This window comes from Pseudomonas sp. IT-P218 (genome assembly GCF_949767605.1).
Taxonomy (GTDB): Bacteria; Pseudomonadota; Gammaproteobacteria; order Pseudomonadales; family Pseudomonadaceae; genus Aquipseudomonas; species Aquipseudomonas putida_AE.
This window is the reverse complement of sequence record NZ_CATKQQ010000044.1, coordinates 68,866-84,654: the sequence shown is the minus strand read 5'-3', so window position 1 is coordinate 84,654 and position 15,789 is coordinate 68,866. Positions and strand designations below refer to the sequence as shown.

Here is a 15,789-nt window from a genome sequence, read left to right as displayed (position 1 = left end):
CTCTCGATAAGTCGATATAAAAGTTCATAAACGCAATGTTAATAATCAACGGAATTGATTGTTCTCTGCAGCCCTTGTAAACCGGGCCTTTGCGAAGCACTGCGGTGGGTATTTTCGACTCACCCACGCCACGCAAAAGTGCGTCGCCGGTAACGCCGGACGGGAGGAGGGGGCCGCGTTGAACACGTCAATTGCGGCAAAATCGGCTTTTCGATTAAACCTGCGGGCCATTTTCCAGTCGTAGACTGCATGACGGGCCGGTTCTGGCCCTGCGTTTCTCCTGAGCATCGCGATCGTGGCGCTCAGCCGTATCAGGAGCTCTGTGCAATGACGCGCACCCGTAAGATTCTCGCCTGGACCCTGGCCAGCTTCGTTGTGTTGTTGGCCGTGCTGGTGCTGATCATCGTGTTCTTCGACTGGAACCGGATCAAACCGCCCCTCAATGCCAAGGTGTCCGAAGAACTGCACCGCCCCTTCGCCATCAACGGCAATCTGGCGGTGGTCTGGCAGCGCGAGCCCGACGAGGGTGGCTGGCGGGCCTGGGTGCCCTGGCCGCACGTGGTGGCGGAAGACCTGAGCCTGGGCAACCCGGACTGGTCGAAGGCACCGCAGATGGCCAGCCTCAAGCGCGTCGAGCTGCGCATATCGCCCCTGGCCTTGTTGGCGCAGCGCGTGGTGATCCCCCGCATCGACCTCACCGAACCCAATGCCGAGTTGCAACGCCTGGCCGACGGTCGTGCCAACTGGACCTTCAAGTTCGACCCGAAAGACCCGAACGCCGAGCCCTCACCCTGGGTGTTGGATATCGGCGCGATCGGCTTCGACAAGGGACATGTCACCCTCGACGACCAGAGCCTGAAAACCCAACTGGACCTGCTGATCGACCCCCTGGGCAAGCCGATTCCCTTCAGCGAAATCGTCGGCGACAAAGCGGCGAAAACCGTGTCCGAGCAAGGCGCTGCGCCCCAGGATTACGCGTTTGCCCTGAAGGTCAAAGGCCAGTATCACGGCCAGAAACTCACGGGTCAGGGCAAGATCGGCGGCTTGCTGGCGCTGCAGGACGCGGCCCGGCCGTTTCCGCTGCAGGCGCAAGCGAAGATTGCCGATACCAGCGTCGAGCTGGCCGGCACGCTGACCGATCCACTGAATCTGGGCGCCCTGGATCTGCGCCTGAAACTGGCCGGCGCCAGCCTGGGCAACCTCTATCCCCTGACCGGCGTGACCCTGCCGGATACGCCGCCCTATGCCACCGACGGCCATCTGATCGCAAAGCTGCATGAGCCGGGCGGTGCGGTATTTCGTTATGAGGAATTCAACGGCACGATCGGCGCGAGCGACATCCATGGCAGCCTGACCTACGTCGCTGGCAAGCCACGGCCCAAACTCAGCGGTTCGCTGCTATCCAATCAATTGTTGTTTGCCGACCTGGCACCGTTGATCGGCGCCGACTCCAATGCCAAGCAGAAAGCCCGCGGCGGCGAGAGCAAACAGCCGGCGGACAAAGTACTGCCGGTCGAGGAGTTCAAGACGGATCGCTGGCGCGACATGGACGCGGATGTAGAATTCACCGGCAAGCGCATCGTCCATAGCGAAAAGTTGCCATTCAACGACCTCTACACGCACCTGGTGCTCACCGATGGCGTACTCAGTCTGGAACCGCTGCGATTCGGCGTGGCCGGTGGCAAGCTGGATGCGCAGATTCGCCTGAACGGGCACACCGAACCGCTGGAAGGCCAGGCAAAACTGACCGCCCGGGGCTTCAAGCTCAAGCAGTTGTTCCCGACCTTCGAGCCAATGAAAACCAGCTTCGGCGAACTCAATGGCGATGCCGACATTACCGGGCGCGGCAACTCGGTGGCCAAGTTGCTGGGCAGTGCCAATGGCAAGCTGAAAATGCTGATCAATGACGGCGCCATCAGTCGTGAGTTGATGGAGTTGGCCGGGTTGAACGTAGGCAACTATGTGGTTGGCAAGATCTTTGGCGACAAAGAAGTGAAGATCAACTGCGCCGCTGCCGATTTCGATATCAAGAGTGGTCTGGCCACTACGCGGTTGTTCGTCTTCGATACCGAGAACGCGATCATTTACATCGATGGCACGGCGAACATGGCCACCGAGCAGCTGGACTTGACCATCACGCCGGAATCCAAGGGCTGGCGGCTGATCTCACTGCGTTCGCCGCTGTATGTGCGAGGCAAGTTCATCAAGCCCGACGCTGGCGTGAAAGCCGTACCCTTGATGTTGCGTGGGGCCGGGATGGTTGCACTGGGTGTGATTGCCGCGCCGGCGGCGGGGTTGTTGGCGTTGGTTGCACCAAGTGGCGGAGAACCGAATCAGTGCGCGCCGTTGCTGGAGCAGATGAAGGCGGGTAAAGCACCGAAGTCCGTCGAAAGATAGAAGCCTGTTTAGGAGCGCACGCTAATGGTGTCGAGTTTGCCAATAGCGTGCGGGTCGTATGGCACATAAGTGCTAGTTTGACGAGGAGGCAGCATCAAGGTGAAATAGTCTTGTTTTAATTTTGCTGCCGAGCTTTTCAATTACGGTATTTCGAATGTTGGCATAGTTTTCTTCGCCCAGAAAAGTAATCCACTGGTTGATTTTCGGTGTGCCATTTATTTTACTCGATGGCAGTTCTTCGTCGAAAATGGAAACGTCAATGCGGCCACTAGTCTCGAAGCGAATCAGCGATGATATGACCATTCCGCCATCGCAAACAATGGTCAGAAGAGGGCAGATTGTCGTGGTTGTCTGTTTGACGCTGTTATCTGTTGTTTGGAGTCTTTTTTGTATTGCAGACAGGATTTCGGAATCATTTGGTAAGTGTTTTATTTCAGAGAGACATTCAGTCATCTTATCCAGCTGAGTGGCTGATAGATAACGGGATAAAGCAAGTTTTGCAAGGCTTGAGATGCTCGCTGATTGCACTTTGGGGTTTTGAGTGCCGTCGCTTTTAAGTAGCCATGATAGTGATCCCAAGAGTTTTTTGTACGAGTGGAACCAGTCATCTGTAGCAATGCCCTTCGGATTTGAAACCAGATGCGCTAGCAAGCTGGAATTCAAAATGTCACTTTTGAAAGAGTTTGAATGCTCTCCAAAAAACAAAGTGACGTTTCCATCGACAATATAGATGTCCAATGTAGTGTCGGTCATAGAGTTTTTCGCTTTCATTATAATTGAAATAGCTCGTGAGGACTCGCGAGCTACTATTCGAGAATATTTATCAGTCCATGTTCGGAATGTCGGCAAGTGCGTTTTTGGCGGTAGCGCCGATTTTATCAAGAACAGCTTGACGTATCCCCGCATAAACGTCCACGTTGAGGTATACGGCCTGTGCGGCTGTTTTTATTCTTGTTTCCTGGGTTGTTGACTTCCACCAAAGAATACCTCGACTGCTTTCACGTACGTTCAGGGTATTGCAGTTAAGAATCATCATTGGGTAGCCTTCCTTGGTCTCCCAAATCGGTGACATGTCAAATTTTGCGTCAGATCCGACATTGGCTGTACCGTTATAAATATCAACCAGGCCGTCACTTTGTTTGATTTTTGCCAAGCCTTTACCAGCCAGTTCCGCTAGTTTTGAAATGTTAGCGCCTACAAAGCCTTGCATCACATACAGAGCCACGGTGTCCATTGTCAAACCGCTACGTTTAATTGTCTGCTCTTTTAATTGTGAGGCTTGGGTAATCCAGCCGAGCTTTTGCAAAGTGTCGACGTAATACTTGTACCACTGGTATAGCTCTTTTTGCGGGTCGTAAAGTTTAGTGGCTGCATGTTGTACTAATTGCTTGCAGCTATTGACGTCTCTACGATTTTGTTCGCCAGTGCCCGCCATGAATAGGTTGACCATTTCATTTCCAACGGTTCCGCTTGGCTTGTTTGGATCAATCGGAACTTCAGGTGCGAAAGCTCGAATGGTTGGCATGCTGGCTGCGGGCAGAGGAGGCAGAGAGTCCAGAAGTTCAAGTCTTTGTTCGATGTGCATGTCTATAGTCCTTTATAGTTTTTGAACAGAGTGTTTGTCTGTTGGTTCAATATAAAGAACTACGTGTTGATGTCTAGCGAGTCTTTGTAACTCTATGCTGTTAGTTTTTTTATGCGGGTGCAGCAGGTGGTGAAGTAAACTTTGTGGAGGGTTTAAGCAAGCTGTCTAGTTGTTGAAGATTTTTTAATTTTCGTTGTATTCGGTCTGCAGGTTGCACTACGAGTGTGATATTTTATGTCCAGGGGACTCAAAGTCCAAGTTGCCGCCAGGCAATAGTCCGGACATTCGAGCTTCCTCCCGCAACCACGCAAAAAAATCACGCACCGGTGGATGTCGCTCACGTCCCGGTACACACAGTGCGCTGTAACCGGCACCATCAACCTGGATTTCCCCCCGATAAGCCATCAGCAACCCACTGGCCACGCTTTCTGAAATCAGGATATTACTCGCCAGCACCAGGCCCTGACCGGCAATCGCCGCTTGCAAGGCGTAATGTTCTTCATCGTATTCGCGCACGGTGGGCTGACCCGCCAACCAATCCTCGCCGGACTGTGCGCACCAGGCTTCCCAGCCATGGGCGTAGAGCTTGGAATTGTGCCAGCGCACGCTGATCAGCGTAGGCGTGTGATGGGTAGCCAAGGCCACTTGTTCCGGCGAGCCGTAAACTCCGAAAGACTCGTCGAACAGGCAAAGGCCATACAGCTTCGGATAGTCATCGAGGCTGTAGCGCACCACCAGGTCGACACTGGCGTCCTGATGCAGATCGATCACTTCGCAATGGGTGTCCAGGCGCAGGCTGATGTTGGGGTGTCGAGCATAGAATCGGCCCAGGCGCGGCACCAGCCACAGGGCGGCGAAGGCGGCGGTGGTGGAGATCGTCAGGTTCGTGCCGCTGCGGTGCGGACGCAGGGTGTCGACGCTTTGCGCCACTTCCAGCAAGGCGCCGTGCAGGCTGTGGAACAGCCGTTCGCCACCTTCGGTCAGGCGCACCTGGCGTGGCAAGCGTTCGAATAGCGCCACACCTAGCCAACTCTCGAGCGAGCGGATCTGGTGAGACACCGCCGTCGGTGTCACTGAAAGCTCCTCGGCGGCGGCCTTGAAACTCAGCAGGCGCGAGGCGGATTCGAAAGCGCGCAGGGCGGTCAATGGCAATGAGGCAAACATGATATCTCCATGGATGAAATAGATTCATCCGGACTGACTTTTGTTCAGTTGTAGTGGGCAGCAGTGAGTTACAAGCTGCAAGCCACCCGCAATTTGAGTTTAGTCCCAAGGAGAGTCAGATGAGCACAGTTCTTGCGATTCATGCCAGTCCACGAGGGGATCGTTCGCACTCCCGGCGTTTGGCGGAAGTGTTTCTGTCGGCTTGGCAGGCCCGTCACCCGCAATCGAAGCTGACCCGCCGCGAAGTCGGCCGAGCGTTGATCCCACCGGTCAACGAAGCGTTCGTGGCCGCCGCGTTCTATCCCGAACCCGACGCGCGGCCCCTGTCGATGCAAGCGGATCTGGCATTCAGCGACACGCTGGTCGGCGAGTTGCTCGGACATGACGTGCTGGTGATTTCCACGCCGATGCACAATTTCAGCGTGCCCAGCGGCTTGAAAGCCTGGATCGACCAGATCGTGCGGCTCGGGCTGACCTTCAATCACACCCTGGATAACGGCATCGCGCAGTACGAGCCACTGGTGCAGGGTAAAAAGGCCTTGATCGTGACCAGTCGCGGCGGTTTCGGCTTCGGTCCGGGCGGCGAGCTGGAGGCAATGAACCATGCCGATACGCTGCTGCGCACGGCGCTGGGATTCATCGGCATCACCGATGTCACGGTGGTCGCCGCCGAAGGCGAAGAGTCCGAGGCGCGCACGTTCCAGGTCTCCGCCGCCGAAGCAGAGCAGCGCTTGCTGGCGCTGGCCAGGGAGTTCTAGATGGCCTGGCTGTTTTTGCTGATCGCCGCCGGGTTCGAAGTGACCTTCGCCATGGGCATGAAGTACGCCGAGGGCTTTACCCGGCTCTGGCCCTCGCTGATGACCATCGTGGCCGCGGTGGGCGGGATTTATTTTTTGACCCTGGCCATGCGCGAGTTGCCGGTGAGCATCGCCTACCCGATCTGGACCGCCATCGGTTCCCTGGGCACGGTGTTTCTCGGCTTTGCCTTGCTCGGTGAGAGCCTGACCGCGGTCAAGCTGCTGTCGGTCGGGCTGATCGTGGCAGGTGTGGTGGGACTGAAGTAGGGCAGATGTCCTAGACTGGTCGTCGGTTTGTCATGTTCGCTGGCGAAGCTTGGCGGATGTCTTGCATCCGCTATGCATCACCTCACGATCACAAGGATGTCTCGCCCATGTCGCAAGGTTTGGCCACGCGTTACCCATTGGTGCTGGTCCCGGGAATGCTCGGGTTCATCCGTTTGGTGCTTTATCCGTACTGGTACGGGATCGCCGAGGCATTGCGCCGTGGTGGTGCGGTGGTGTTTGCGGTGCAGGTTTCGCCGCTCAACTCCGATGATGTGCGCGGTGAGCAACTGCTGGCGCGGATCGAGGAGATTCTGCGCGAGACCGGTGCCGGGAAGGTCAACCTGATTGGCCACAGCCAGGGGTCGCTGACCGCCCGCTACGCAGCAGCCAAACGCCCGGACCTGATCGCCTCGGTGACCTCGGTGGCGGGGCCCAATCATGGTTCGGAACTGGCGGACTATCTGCACAAGCACTATCCGCATGACAGTGCCATGGGGCGGCTGGTGAGCTTTTTCATACGGTGCGTCGCGGCGCTGATGTGCCTGCTGGAAACCGGCTATCGCGGACCGAAGTTGCCTGTGGATATCCACGCTTCCCATCATTCGCTCACCACTGAGGGCGTGGCGCTGTTCAATCAACGTTATCCACAGGGGCTGCCTGAAACCTGGGGCGGGCAGGGGCCGGAACAGGTGAACGGCGTGCGTTACTATTCCTGGTCCGGGACCTTGCAGCCGGGCAAGACCGATCGCGGGCGCAACCTGTTGGACGGTACCAACCGCAGTTGTCGTTTGTTTGCCAGAACCTTCGTTCGCGAGGCCGGGCATTGCGACGGGATGGTCGGGCGGTATTCCTCGCACCTGGGGACGGTGATTGGCGACGAGTATCCGCTGGACCATTTCGACATCGTCAATCAGTCGCTGGGGCTGGTGGGGAAGGGGGCGGAGCCGATCCGATTGTTTGTCGAGCATGCGGCTCGGTTAAAGGCTGCCGGTTTATAAGATCAAAATCAAAAGATCGCAGCCTGCGGCAGCTCCTACAGGGGGAATGCGTTCCCGCAGGCTGCGACCTTTTTGGCTCAGGCAACGCTGACCTTGCGGCCCAATACGGTGGTCCAGCGCTCGGAAAGAATCACCCCGCCCAACGTCAACATCCCGCCCACCAGGTGATAAAGCGCCAACTGCTCATGCAGCACCACCGCCGCAATCAGCGCGGTAATCAACGGCAGTAAATTGAAGAACAGCGTGGTCCGGCTCGGCCCCAAACGTACCACGGCCTGCATCCACGCCAGCGGTGCGACCATCGAGGCCAGCAGGCAGGCGTAAAGCACCAAGGGGATGTTCTGCAAGGTCAGGCCGGTTTTCGGTGAGGCGAGAAACAGCGGAAACAACACCACCACCGCGACCAGCACCTGCAAGTACAGCAGCACCAATGGCGGCAAGCGCAGCTGCCATTTTTTCAGCAAGGTGCTGTAGATCGCGTAGGCCAGGGTGGCGATCAGCATCATCGCGTCGCCCAGGTTCACCCCGTGTTCCAGCAGCACGCCCAGGCTACCGGACGAGACCACCACCAATACCCCGGCAAACGACAGCACCGCACCGGCCAATGCGCCGATAGTCAGGCGTTGGCCGAGGCTGATGATCGCCATGGCCAGCGACATCAAAGGCATCAACGACAGGATGATGCCCATGTTGGTGGCGGAGGTCAGGCTCGCGGCGAAGTACGCCAGGCTTTGGTAAACCGCCATGCCGAGCACGCCGAGGACAAAGATCTTGCCCAGGTTCGGGCGAATAGCCGGCCAGTGGGCAATCACCGATTTGAGCATGAAGGGCGTGAACAACAAGCCGGCCAGCAGCCAGCGGTAGAATCCGATCTCGGCGGGGAAGATCGCCCCGGCCGACATTTTGGTGATGACGGTGTTGCCGGCCCAGATGAAAATGGCCAGCAGGGGATAAGCGTATTGCATGGGGAAAACCAGAACGTTGATAAGGGGTAATTATCCCTTGTCTGGTTACAGGCCTATACTTCAATACAGACAACCGACCGCCAATTCCGGACAGCATGACCAGTAAACACATCGACCTGCTGGATTTCAGCGAGTTACCCGCCCCGGTGTACTTCCGCTACGCCGATTTCGATGCCCATCGCTTTGCCTCGGCCCATCGGCACCCGTGGGGCACGCTGGAGTATTCGGCCCATGGCGTACTGCACATGGAAATCGGCGGCAGTCGCTTCATGTCACCACCGCAATACGCCGTGTGGGTGCCCCCCGAGACCGAGCACAGCTTCTACAGCAACCAGCCGATCAATTATCGCGCAGTCTGCCTGGCGCCCACCCTTTGCGCTGATCTGCCACAAGAGGCTTGCACACTGGCCATCAGCGACATCCTCAAGGCAATTCTCAAGGACTTTGCCGCCCGGGACGTGAAGATCCCCAAGCAGGCCGCGGACCAGCGCCTGGCCCAGGTGTTGGTGGATCAACTGCAGCAAGCACCGGTGCATGAGTGTTATCTGCCCTATGCCAGCAGTAGCCGATTGCTTGGAGTCCTTGAGGCACTGCAAGCCGAGCCTGGGGATAACCGGCCCTTGGCAGACTGGGCCGCACAGATTCATGTCAGCGAACGCACGCTGGCGCGGCAGTTTGTCCGCGAGTTGGGCATGAGTTTCGGTGAGTGGCGCCAACGCCTGCGCTTTCTGACGGCGATCGAGGCGCTGGACAGTCACCGCAGCATTCAGGACGTCGCCTTCGACCTGGGCTACAGCACCGGCTCGGCGTTCATCGCCATGTTCCAGCGCCAGGCCGGGTGTACGCCGGAGCAGTATCGACGCAGCCACCTGGAGACAGGATGAAGGTGTTACAGGTGTTGTCTACACTCCAGTGCAAGACCGTTCCCCCTCGGTGCGGTGACAAGGAGAACACTCCATGACGATGTTGCGCGCCCCTTTGCTGCTGATCGGTTTGCTCCTGTGTTCCCAAGGTTTTGCCGCCACTGACCAACAGAACAAGATGACCACCTGCAACGCCGACGCCACGGCCAAAAGCCTCAAGGGCGATGAGCGCAAACTCTTCATGAGCAATTGCCTCAAGGCGACACCGGCGGCCACTGAAGCCGTCCCTGCCTTGACGCCACAGCAGGAGAAAATGAAAACCTGCAATGCCGACGCCACGACCAAGGCCCTCAAGGGCGATGAGCGCAAGGCGTTCATGAGTGATTGCCTGAAGAAAAAATAAACACTGGGCCGGGAATGCGAGCAGCGCAAATAACCGATCACTCTCCGACAAAGGTCGACCCACACATTCCCTAGTGCTGCCATCGGATCGCTGGCAGACTGCCAATCCTTTTACGCCGTTCGTTTTGAGGCTGTATGCCAACGTTTTCTCAACGTCATGTGTTGCTGGTCATTAGCTGGGTCATCATCTTTGGCGGACTGCTGCTGGTGATCCCGCTGCGGTTGTTGCCCAGCCTGCTGGCCGGGTTGCTGGTGTTCGAACTGGTCAACATGCTCACCCCGCAATTGCAGCGGCTGATCGAAGGCCGGCGTGCGCGGTGGCTGGCGGTGGCGTTGCTGGGCACATTGGTGGTCAGCGCGTTGACACTGATTTTCGCCGGTGCCATCAGCTTTCTGTTGCACGAAGCGGAAAACCCCGGGGCTTCCCTCGACAAGTTCATGGGCGTGGTCGATCGCGCGCGCGGGCAATTGCCGCCGTTCATCGATGCCTATCTGCCCGCCAGTGCAGCGGAGTTTCGCGTGGCGATCGGCGAGTGGGTGAGCAAGCACCTCAGTGACTTGCAGTTGGTGGGCAAGGATGCGGCGCACATGTTCGTGACGTTGCTGATCGGCATGGTGCTCGGGGCGATCATTGCCCTGCAACGCATCCCGGACCTGACCAAACGCAAACCGCTGGCCGCGGCCCTGTTCGACCGCCTGCACCTGCTGGTGCAGGCGTTTCGCAACATCGTGTTCGCGCAGATCAAGATTTCCCTGCTCAACACCTTCTTTACCGGGATTTTCCTCGCGGTGGTGCTGCCGATGTTCGGCATCAAGCTGCCCCTGACCAAGACCCTGATCGTGCTGACCTTCCTGCTCGGCCTGTTGCCGGTGATCGGCAACCTGATGTCCAACACGCTGATCACGATCGTCGGCCTGTCGCTGTCGATCTGGGTGGCGCTGGCCGCGCTGGGCTACCTGATTGTCATCCACAAGCTCGAGTATTTTCTCAACGCGCGGATCGTCGGTGGGCAGATCAGTGCCAAGTCCTGGGAGTTGCTCCTGGCAATGCTGGTGTTCGAAGCCGCGTTCGGCCTGCCGGGGGTGGTGGCAGGGCCGATTTATTATGCGTACCTGAAGAGCGAGTTGAAGCAGGTCGGGATGGTTTGATCCGAGAGATGTAGCGCCTGATCTGACGCCATCGCCAGCAGGCTAGCTCCCACATTGGAATGCATTTCACTGTGGGAGCTAGCCTGCTGGCGATGGGGGCGACTCGGTTTCGGATCAGCCCATCGAACCGTAACGCTTGGCCGCCTCAATCGCCAGGCCACTGCCGATGCTGCCAAAGATATTCCCTTCCACATGCCGCGCATTCGGCAACATCGCCGAGACGCTGTTGCGCAGCGCCGGAATACCACTCGAACCCCCAGTGAAGAACACCGTGTCCACCTGATCGACCCGCACATCGGCGTCGGTCAGCAGCTGGGTGACGCTGTTGCGCACGCGTTCGAGCAGGTTATCGATGGCCGATTCGAACAGGGCACGGCTGAGCTCCACACTCAAGCCGGCTTCGATGCGATCCAGCGGTACGTGGCGGTGGTCTGCATGGGTCAGCTGGATCTTGGTCTCTTCGACTTCCATGGCCAGCCAGTGCCCGGCGCGCTGTTCGATCAGCTTGAACAGACGATCGATGCCGCCGGTGTCTTCGATGTCGTAGCGCATGCTGCCCAGGGCCAGCTGGGACTTCTGCGAATACACCGAGTTGATGGTGTGCCAGGTCGCCAGGTTCATGTGGTGGCTGGTGGGCATGTAGGCGCCGCTCTTCATCCGGCTGCCATAGCCGAACAGCGGCATCAGGCCCTGCAGGCTTAATTGCTTGTCGAAATCGGTCCCGCCGATGTGCACGCCGCCGGTGGCGAGGATGTCATCCTGGCGGTTATCCATGCCCCGACGCTGCGGCGACAGACGCACCAGCGAGAAGTCGGAAGTACCACCGCCGATGTCGACGATCAGTACCAGCTCTTCCTTCTCGATGGTCGACTCATAGTCGAACGCGGCGGCAATCGGTTCGTACTGGAAGGAGACTTCCTTGAAGCCGATCTTGCGCGCGACGTCCACCAGGGTGTCTTCGGCCTCTTTGTCGGCCATCGGGTCATCGTCGACAAAAAACACCGGACGGCCCAGCACCACTTCTTCGAATTCCCGACCGGCGGCGGTTTCGGCTCGGCTCTTGAGCTGGCCGATGAACAGGCCGAGCAGGTCCTTGAACGGCATCGCCGTGCCCAGGACGCTGGTGTCGTGCTTGATCAGCTTGGAGCCCAGCAGGCTCTTGAGCGAGCGCATCAACCGCCCTTCATAACCTTCCAGGTACTCGTGCAGCGCCAGCCGGCCGTACACCGGGCGGCGTTCTTCGATGTTGAAGAAGACCACCGAAGGCAGGGTGATCTTGTCGTCCTCCAGCGCGATCAGCGTTTCCATGCCGGGGCGCAGCCAGCCGACGGTGGAGTTTGACGTGCCAAAGTCGATGCCCACGGCACGGGCTGGAGATGCGTTGTTCATGTCTTTGCGGTTCCGGTTAAAAAACGGCCGCGCAGTGTATGTCAGTGCGCGACAGATTCGAAGGCCGACTATCTGCTAATTCCGGGAAACAATGTCTTGAAAGATGGCTCAACACCCCCAAACTACCCTGCATCAAGCTGGTAGCCGCGGAGCACCCGTAAGTCGCACCGCCCGCTGCCGATAAACTTCTTACGCGCCGCCCGGTCACAACCTTGAGATCGGTCTAACCTTGTGCTGCAAACACGTGCATGCTGGGGCAGGTGGCGCGATTTCGATAACGGATGGTGATTCCCGCGATGGACTTCAAAGACTATTACAAGATTCTCGGCGTGGAGCCGACAGCAGACGACAAGGCGATCAAGGCGGCCTATCGCAAGCTGGCGCGTAAATACCACCCCGATGTCAGCAAGGAAAAGGACGCCGAAGCCAAGTTCAAGGACGCCTCTGAAGCCTATGAGGCGTTGAAAAGCGCTGACAAACGCGCCGAATACGATGAATTGCGCCGCTATGGTCAGCATGGTCAACCGTTCCAGGGACCACCGGGCTGGCAGAGCCGTGGCGGTTTTGGCGGCGGTGGCCAGGACACCGGTGACTTCTCGGATTTCTTCAGCTCGATCTTTGGTAATCGTGGCCCTGGCTTCGGCGGGGCGGAATCACGTCGCAGCACCGGACGCCGAGGGCAAGACGTGGAGATGGAACTGGGCGTTTTTCTCGAAGAAACCCTGTCGACCGAGTCGAAGAAGGTCACCTTCCAGGTGCCGCAGTACAACCCGGCCGGCCAGCATGTGAGCAACACCAGCAAAAGCCTGAACGTGAAGATCCCGGCGGGTGTGACCGATGGTGAACGCATTCGCCTCAAGGGCCAGGGCGCTCCGGGAGTCGGCGGTGGTGCCAATGGCGACCTGTACCTGACCATTCGCTTTGCGCCACACCCGAAATTCGACGTCGAAGGCGAGAACCTGATCATCACCTTGCCCTTGGCACCGTGGGAACTGGCGCTGGGCACCGAAGTCGCCGTGCCCACCCTGACCGGCAAGATCAACCTCAAGGTCCCGGCGGGCAGCCAGAACGGCCAACGCATGCGCGCCAAGGGCCACGGTCTGATGAACAAGGCCGGCGAACGCGGTTACCTGTTCATCCAGTTCAAGGCCGTGATGCCCAAGGCCGCAGACGATGACGTCAAGGCGTTGTGGCAGGAACTGGCCAAGAAAGCCGCTTTCAACCCGCGAGAAAACTTCTGAACCCAGCGACGGAGTAGCCCATCATGAGCAGCCCCCTGATCGTTCAACTGGACCTGGCAGAATTCTGTGAGGCGACCGACCTGTCGGACGTCTACGTGATCGAAATCGTCGAACACGGCATCCTCGAACCTCAGGGCGGGCAGCCCAAGGACTGGCGCTTCACCGATTACGAACTGACCCTGGCCAGACGCGCCGCCAAGCTGCGGCGCGATCTGGAACTGGAATGGGAAGGGGTTGCGCTGGCGCTGGATTTGCTCGAGGAGGTCCAGCAATTGCGGGCGGAGAACCGGATGTTGAGGCAGCGGTTGGGGCGGTTGGTGGTGGAGTAGTTTGCCTTCGGGGTCTTCGTTGTTTGCTCCTAATTCTGGCTTCTAAAATATTTGCTGAGTTTTTGCAGGCTCACTGGTTGCTGCCGGCGTTTCAAATGCTTACTAAGGTCCGCTAGCTCCACTAGCTCCACACCATCACGACCTATATCAACTCCTTTTTCAATTTGATCTGGAGGAGTAGGAAGAGGGCGGGTGACAGGGTTAAAATACGTGTTTAGTGGTCCTTGATGATCAATTGGAACATTCCGTGTTGCAGGGTTCGTCGGCTTAAGAGATCTATTTAAGGGGGGACCAGGCAAGGCGGGAGGGACTGAGGGCAGCGGCAAGCTAAATTCAGTGAGGACTTGAGGCGATTTACCTATAGGAATCAGCTCGACCGTAGAAGACGTACGTCTTGGAGGTGTTAAAACCAGTCGGTTGGTTGATCCCGCGAAAAAGTTTGTTATATTTCCCCACCACTTCGAGGGGTTAAAATGCCCCGTCGGATCCGACCCCATCACCGGTTCCCCTTCACAATACGTATACGCATTCAACCCACCCGCCCCAAACGGACTCCAACTGTCCGGGCTATGAAAGCGCATCAACCGAGGGTTATAGACCCGATAACCATTGCCCAGAAAGTACCAACGGGATGCCTCGCGCAATTCACCATTAAACCCCAGGCCCGATACAACCTCATGTTCGGCTGACTGATGCCCATAAGCGGAATACGCCATGGGATTGTTTCTGCCACTGATAATTTCGCTGAGCACCGAGTTTTGCTGATCGGTGGCTAACAGGACGGTACGTTGCTGTTTGGGGGTATCGAGATTTGAGCGGCTCATGAAAAAACCTTCCCTGGTTGCGCTTGAGGGATATTCGTCTTCTTTCTACTCGCTATGACCGGGATGGGGAACTGGCAGATCTGATAGTGCACCGCTCCCGTAGGAGCTGCCGCAGGCTGCGATCTTTTGATTTTGCCGCTGCATTTTGGCGGCTGATAGAACGTTGAAGATCAAAAGATCGCAGCCTGCGGCAGCTCCTACAGGGGATTGCGTGGCAGCACTACAGTGAATAACGTGCCATCGGCCTCGTTGGAACTGACTTCTATCGTTCCGTGATGCGCATCCACCACTTCCTTGACGATAAATAACCCCAGGCCCAGGCTGGTCGACGGCTGCCCAAGCTCTTCGTCGGCGCTGCGCACCAGTGGATCGAAGATCGTGCCGATGGCGTTCGCGGGAATCGGCGCTCCGTAGTTATGGACCGTTATGCGAACCGCGGCGGGCTCGCCGTTGAGCGTGACCGTCACATCACGTTTGTTCGCACCGTGCTGCAACGCATTGCCAATCAGGTTTTGCAGCAACTGACCCAGCCTCCCGGCATCCCAGACCCCTCGAGTATCTCCCTCTACCCTGACCGTTGGATCGCACTCCGGGTTACCGGCGCAGGCTTCGGCAATCGCCGCGTGTGCGGCATCGGCAAGGTCCATGGGCTTGGGATCGATTGGCAGGCTCTTGCCCAGTCGACTGCGTACCAGCTCCAGTAGATCGCTGACCATCACCGCCATGTGCCGGGCACTGCGCGTAATGTTGTTCGCGCAGGCCAGCGCATCGCCTTCCAGCGATGTTTTACGCATCAGCAATTCAGTGGACATGCTCAGCGCCTGCAACGGCGCGCGCAGGTCGTGGCCGAGTATCGCCAGGAAGATATCCCGCGAGCGGTTCACCTGTTCGGCATAGGCGGCCGTGGATTCGGCGAGTGCTTCATCGATGGCTTCGTTGAAGCGGATCATGTCCTGGAAATAGGTCAGGTCCGGTGATTCCAGGCTGTCGACCCACAGGCGAATCACACAGGCCCGCAGGTGGCGGAATTCGCTGGTCATCTGCACCAGGTCGAAACCCACGGTATGCCGCAGCTCGCCATGGCTGGCACCGGCTTCGTCCAGGCTCGGGGTTTTCTCGGGGCCTTCACCCTTGGCCTTGGCCAGCTGTTCGCTGGCGGTTTGCGCGGTGGTCATGTCACGCGCGGCGGCCAACAGAATCGCCTTGGCATGGTCGCGCAAGGCTGCACTGTCCATGTTTTCGGCCGCCGGCGTGATGGTACTGGCGAACTGTTCCCATTCATCAACGATACGGTCCACGTGTTGCCTGATGAAGTCGGGGAGGCGCATGACCGGTTTCCTGCTGGGAATGTAGGGGGGATCTTAGCCTCTTTACCGCCGGGCAAAAACTACCGCTGAGGGATGGATCAGGTCCGGGGGC

At 58.1% G+C, this 15,789-nt stretch carries 16 protein-coding genes; 9 read left to right on the top strand and 7 right to left on the bottom strand.

Features of this window, described 5'->3' with window-relative positions; all coding sequences use genetic code 11:
* Positions 1 to 327: 327 nt before the first annotated feature.
* Positions 328 to 2,397: an AsmA family protein gene (locus tag ACM6I6_RS20815; protein WP_323607444.1), complete on the top strand. Its 2,070-nt coding sequence runs from the start codon at positions 328 to 330 to the stop codon at positions 2,395 to 2,397.
* 72 nt (positions 2,398 to 2,469) lie between these two features.
* On the opposite strand, the gene ACM6I6_RS20810 is transcribed toward ACM6I6_RS20815, so the two are convergent.
* The 3 genes from ACM6I6_RS20810 to ACM6I6_RS20800 form a co-directional block, all read right to left on the bottom strand.
* The gene (locus ACM6I6_RS20810; RefSeq protein ID WP_274076832.1) at positions 2,470 to 3,150 is read right to left on the bottom strand and encodes a hypothetical protein; all 681 of its coding nucleotides are present in this window, start codon (positions 3,148 to 3,150) and stop codon (positions 2,470 to 2,472) included.
* A gap of 70 nt (positions 3,151 to 3,220) precedes the next feature.
* On the bottom strand, positions 3,221 to 3,982 hold the full coding sequence (locus tag ACM6I6_RS20805) for a hypothetical protein (protein WP_323607443.1): 762 nt from the start codon (positions 3,980 to 3,982) through the stop codon (positions 3,221 to 3,223).
* A gap of 216 nt (positions 3,983 to 4,198) precedes the next feature.
* Positions 4,199 to 5,146: a LysR substrate-binding domain-containing protein gene (locus tag ACM6I6_RS20800; RefSeq protein ID WP_414920658.1), complete on the bottom strand. Its 948-nt coding sequence runs from the start codon at positions 5,144 to 5,146 to the stop codon at positions 4,199 to 4,201.
* Positions 5,147 to 5,265: 119 nt separating this feature from the next.
* On the opposite strand from ACM6I6_RS20800, the gene ACM6I6_RS20795 reads away from it, so the two are divergent.
* The 3 genes from ACM6I6_RS20795 (at position 5,266) to ACM6I6_RS20785 (ending at position 7,208) form a co-directional block, all read left to right on the top strand.
* Positions 5,266 to 5,904: an FMN-dependent NADH-azoreductase gene (locus tag ACM6I6_RS20795; protein ID WP_323607441.1), complete on the top strand. Its 639-nt coding sequence runs from the start codon at positions 5,266 to 5,268 to the stop codon at positions 5,902 to 5,904.
* Positions 5,905 to 6,210, top strand: coding sequence for a DMT family transporter (locus ACM6I6_RS20790; RefSeq protein WP_046819737.1), 306 nt, complete (start codon positions 5,905 to 5,907; stop codon positions 6,208 to 6,210). It begins immediately after the preceding gene.
* Positions 6,211 to 6,317: 107 nt separating this feature from the next.
* Entirely contained in the window at positions 6,318 to 7,208 is an 891-nt protein-coding gene (locus ACM6I6_RS20785) for a triacylglycerol lipase (protein WP_323607440.1), read from the top strand.
* A gap of 77 nt (positions 7,209 to 7,285) precedes the next feature.
* Here the strand turns inward: ACM6I6_RS20785 and ACM6I6_RS20780 are convergent, their stop codons facing one another.
* Complete coding sequence (locus ACM6I6_RS20780) at positions 7,286 to 8,173, bottom strand: DMT family transporter (protein ID WP_323607439.1); 888 nt, start codon at positions 8,171 to 8,173, stop codon at positions 7,286 to 7,288.
* A 95-nt stretch (positions 8,174 to 8,268) separates the two neighbouring features.
* On the opposite strand from ACM6I6_RS20780, the gene ACM6I6_RS20775 reads away from it, so the two are divergent.
* The 3 genes from ACM6I6_RS20775 (at position 8,269) to ACM6I6_RS20765 (ending at position 10,587) form a co-directional block, all read left to right on the top strand.
* The gene (locus tag ACM6I6_RS20775) at positions 8,269 to 9,057 is read left to right on the top strand and encodes an AraC family transcriptional regulator (RefSeq protein WP_274076838.1); all 789 of its coding nucleotides are present in this window, start codon (positions 8,269 to 8,271) and stop codon (positions 9,055 to 9,057) included.
* A gap of 73 nt (positions 9,058 to 9,130) precedes the next feature.
* Positions 9,131 to 9,439 carry a PsiF family protein gene (locus ACM6I6_RS20770; RefSeq protein WP_323607438.1) on the top strand — a complete coding sequence of 103 codons (309 nt, stop codon included), beginning with the start codon at positions 9,131 to 9,133 and terminating at the stop codon, positions 9,437 to 9,439.
* 134 nt (positions 9,440 to 9,573) lie between these two features.
* Positions 9,574 to 10,587, top strand: coding sequence for an AI-2E family transporter (locus ACM6I6_RS20765; protein ID WP_274076840.1), 1,014 nt, complete (start codon positions 9,574 to 9,576; stop codon positions 10,585 to 10,587).
* 114 nt (positions 10,588 to 10,701) lie between these two features.
* Here ACM6I6_RS20765 and ACM6I6_RS20760 read toward each other — a convergent pair whose 3' ends face one another.
* Complete coding sequence (locus ACM6I6_RS20760) at positions 10,702 to 11,976, bottom strand: Hsp70 family protein (RefSeq protein WP_274076841.1); 1,275 nt, start codon at positions 11,974 to 11,976, stop codon at positions 10,702 to 10,704.
* Positions 11,977 to 12,272: 296 nt separating this feature from the next.
* Here ACM6I6_RS20760 and ACM6I6_RS20755 point away from each other — a divergent pair, with 296 nt between their 5' ends.
* Positions 12,273 to 13,217, top strand: coding sequence for a DnaJ C-terminal domain-containing protein (locus ACM6I6_RS20755; RefSeq protein ID WP_274076842.1), 945 nt, complete (start codon positions 12,273 to 12,275; stop codon positions 13,215 to 13,217).
* A gap of 23 nt (positions 13,218 to 13,240) precedes the next feature.
* Positions 13,241 to 13,546 (top strand): chaperone modulator CbpM, encoded by a 306-nt coding sequence (locus tag ACM6I6_RS20750; RefSeq protein ID WP_274076843.1) that lies wholly within the window; start codon positions 13,241 to 13,243, stop codon positions 13,544 to 13,546.
* Positions 13,547 to 13,575: 29 nt separating this feature from the next.
* Here the strand turns inward: ACM6I6_RS20750 and ACM6I6_RS20745 are convergent, their stop codons facing one another.
* Entirely contained in the window at positions 13,576 to 14,370 is a 795-nt protein-coding gene (locus ACM6I6_RS20745; protein ID WP_274076844.1) for an RHS repeat-associated core domain-containing protein, read from the bottom strand.
* A gap of 197 nt (positions 14,371 to 14,567) precedes the next feature.
* Positions 14,568 to 15,698, bottom strand: coding sequence for a sensor histidine kinase (locus ACM6I6_RS20740; RefSeq protein ID WP_274076845.1), 1,131 nt, complete (start codon positions 15,696 to 15,698; stop codon positions 14,568 to 14,570).
* Between the last annotated feature and the right edge of the window lie 91 nt (positions 15,699 to 15,789).